Below are 2954 nucleotides of genomic sequence, written 5' to 3' on the forward strand. Positions count from 1 at the left end.
GCTACACTCCTAGCGCGGTGCCTCTATAGCGAACGCAAAACGCTCCGTCAGCCCTAAAATGCATCGGGCCTGCTTTTGAGGAGGCGGGCGGCAACGTCGGGTCAAAGACCGCACCACCGCTCGCTATCCCGCCAGACATGGGTTGCCCGGAAGCTTCCGGGCACTCCCGTATTGCCTCGACCGCCCGCCCGGTATTGAGTAGGCGGCCCTTCGGAGGAGGCCATCTCCACGACGCGGGGCGCAACGGGCGATCAGAGGTCACGATGACAACCAGCCAATCACCACAGGCGGACAGCAAACGGCAGCAAGAGGCAGCCGCCTGGGTCCTGAAAAATCGTGACGCCAACCAGAGCGCACACGAGTCCCGCGCCTTTGAAGCGTGGATCGATCAGGATCCGGAAAACAGAACAGCCTATGAGGCGGCCGAGCGGCAGGTGGGCGAAACTCGGACGGACGGCAAACCCCGCCGCCTTGGCATGATCATCGCCATTGCGATCTTCGGAGCCGCGCTCATCGGCGGCGCCCTCGTCCTGCTGCATGGATAGGCAGCCGACCCCTGCCCTACGTCCGCCTCTCCCACGCCCGAACGAGTTTCTTCCGTCGTTGCCCGCTGAACAGCAGTCGCCCGCGCCGGCCCCCGCGGCAACAGCACACCGCGAGGTTCGTAGAAAAACCGAAGCATCGATTTACGCTTGCTTCACCGGAGCCACTCTAGAATTTTTTCCAGACGGAAGTGGCCGCAGCGAATTTCCCGAAAAGGAGAATTCGACTGCGTCGGCAACATCGGGAGTGTCCGATGGTATTCGTAACTGCCATGATGGCGCTGGCAACGCTGGTGTTCTACGGCGCCGGCAACTACGGCATCGCCGCCGATCAACTGTGCTATTACGGCGCGACATTCTGTGTCCATCCGCACTGGCTGGCGATTGCAACTCTGATGCTGGCGATCTGGACGCTGTTTCTAAGGGTCGACCGCATTTGATGCGGAGGCGCGGCCGCGGGGTTGCGAGACTTCCGCACCGAAAAAAAACAAAGGCCGGCGTGAAAGCCGGCCTTTGTCGTTCGATGTGCTTTTCCGAGCGGGCGTTGAGTCGCTCCGCCGACGATCTCAATAGCGAGAGGCGGCCGGTCCGCCCCAGCCGAAGCGATAGTTCACGCCAGCCTTGACGGCATGCTCGTCGTTGCGGAAGCTCGCTCCGACGACATCCGGAGGCGAGCCTGTGGCAAATGTCGTCTTGCCGAAATTGTAATACTGATACTCCACCTTGGCGGACCAGTTCGGCGCGAACATGTATTCGAGACCGGCGCCGACGGTGTAGCCGTTGTCACGATTGCCGGTGGTTGCGAAAGCCTGCGGCACACCCGCAGCATCGGTAATGCCGAGCTTGCTGTCGCGGAACGCATAACCGCCCTTGGCGTATAGCAAAGCCGGCCCCCAGGTATAGCCGAGCCGGCCGGTCACCGAGCCGAGACCGCGGTCATCGCTGTTCACGATGCTCCCGCCCGGGAAAGCCAGGCTGCTGTTGGCGCTGGCGAGCCAGCTATATTCGGCTTCGAGGCCGAGCACCCAGTTGTTCGCGAACTGATAATCCGCGCCGCCTTGCACGCCGCCGAGAAAACGGCCGTCGTTTCCACCCAGACCGCCTCCGAACGCGCCGCCAAGATGACCGCCGATATAGAAGCCTGTCCAATTGTAGACGGCCTGCGGCGGCGTATAGGGCGGCGCCTTGGTATAGGGCCGCGGCGGAAGATCAGCCGCAAGCGCCGGTGCGGCGAAAGCGACAACCGCCGCCGCGCTGAGCAAGAATTTCTTCATGAGGGGTTCCCCCTTTTTGGTCGAATTCATCCTTCGGACCTCACCATCGTCAAACAACGTGGCGCGAATTTGGTTGCCAGAGGGCGGCAGCGTTACCTGCGATGATTTACAACCGTGACCTGCAAACAACACCGTTAGTTCCGATGTAGGATCCCGCAGCCGCAAAGCCAAGTTGCTGCGCGGGAGACGCCATTCAACACCATTCAAATGGGTCGCTCGCCCGGTCGGAAGGTTCCGGGTTCCCTGAAATGTGATCGGTTCGGTAAACGCTCGACTACCGGCGGCTTCTCAGCGCGTCAGTTTCTCCAACTCGGGAAACGGAGCGTAGGCGACGCCAGCGCAGACGTCGCCGGCTTTCTCGATCATGCGATCGAGCCGGGCATCGACATACACCGCCGCACGCTGCACCACACCGCCGTAGCTGCCGTCGATCTCGCGGGCATTGTAGCGCAGGCAACTCACGTAACGCAGCCGGCCGCCGACGGTGCGCTGAACCGGCTCGGCCATCGCGGCGTCGCGGATGCCGACGGGATTGTTGAGGTAAGTTCTGAGGAACGCCAGGACCTGCGCGCGATAGTCGCCCGGAAACGGTTGGTCGGCCACGCCGCGATCATCGGTATAGACCATGCCGCCCTGACCGCCGCCTTGATCGTCGGTCACGAAGGCCGCGAGCGATCCCGCCAGCAGCGCGACCGCCAGAAATTTTGCAGATGCCCCCAACACCGGTCCGTCTTCACGTTCATGACTTCACCGATGACTAGCCTGCCTCAAGGCGGAATGAAATTCGCAATTCAGTTATCGATACAATGAAAGGTGGAGAAAATGAATCCGGCCCGCGGCCACCGGGAACGATGACCATGGGCCGTGATCCGCTTCCGAAGTGATCAGCACATCGGAATTAGTGGTGATGATGGTGGCGGTGATGGACGTGCCGGCGAGCATGATGATGATGATGGCGCCCCATCTTGGCGTTGGCGTTCAGCGTTTTCGATTTGAGGGTTACTGATTTGGCCGCCGGGGCATGACCCGTCCGGGCGGTGCCGGCCATCGCGGGCGCAACAAACACGGAAGCGGCGAGCAGCGCGGCGGAAATCACTTTCAGCATGGGTTGTCTCCCTGGAGATGATCACCCGAGTTG

At 61.7% G+C, this 2954-nt stretch carries 5 protein-coding genes; 2 read left to right on the forward strand and 3 right to left on the reverse strand.

The window, feature by feature from the left end; genetic code table 11:
• Positions 1 to 263: 263 nt before the first annotated feature.
• Together BGN91_RS03960 and BGN91_RS03965 are read left to right on the forward strand one after the other, a co-directional pair.
• Positions 264 to 545 (forward strand): DUF4880 domain-containing protein, encoded by a 282-nt coding sequence (locus tag BGN91_RS03960; RefSeq protein WP_292610722.1) that lies wholly within the window; start codon positions 264 to 266, stop codon positions 543 to 545.
• Between the two features lie 251 nt (positions 546 to 796).
• Positions 797 to 982 carry a hypothetical protein gene (locus BGN91_RS03965; RefSeq protein WP_292610724.1) on the forward strand — a complete coding sequence of 62 codons (186 nt, stop codon included), beginning with the start codon at positions 797 to 799 and terminating at the stop codon, positions 980 to 982.
• A 126-nt stretch (positions 983 to 1108) separates the two neighbouring features.
• On the opposite strand, the gene BGN91_RS03970 is transcribed toward BGN91_RS03965, so the two are convergent.
• The 3 genes from BGN91_RS03970 to BGN91_RS03980 all read right to left on the reverse strand — a co-directional run bounded on the left by BGN91_RS03970 (position 1109) and on the right by BGN91_RS03980 (position 2921).
• On the reverse strand, positions 1109 to 1816 hold the full coding sequence (locus BGN91_RS03970) for an outer membrane beta-barrel protein (protein ID WP_292610726.1): 708 nt from the start codon (positions 1814 to 1816) through the stop codon (positions 1109 to 1111).
• 288 nt (positions 1817 to 2104) lie between these two features.
• The gene (locus BGN91_RS03975; RefSeq protein ID WP_292610728.1) at positions 2105 to 2539 is read right to left on the reverse strand and encodes a hypothetical protein; all 435 of its coding nucleotides are present in this window, start codon (positions 2537 to 2539) and stop codon (positions 2105 to 2107) included.
• 175 nt (positions 2540 to 2714) lie between these two features.
• Complete coding sequence (locus BGN91_RS03980; protein WP_292610729.1) at positions 2715 to 2921, reverse strand: hypothetical protein; 207 nt, start codon at positions 2919 to 2921, stop codon at positions 2715 to 2717.
• Between the last annotated feature and the right edge of the window lie 33 nt (positions 2922 to 2954).

Source organism: Nitrobacter sp. 62-13 (assembly GCF_001896955.1).
Taxonomy (GTDB): domain Bacteria; phylum Pseudomonadota; class Alphaproteobacteria; order Rhizobiales; family Xanthobacteraceae; genus Nitrobacter.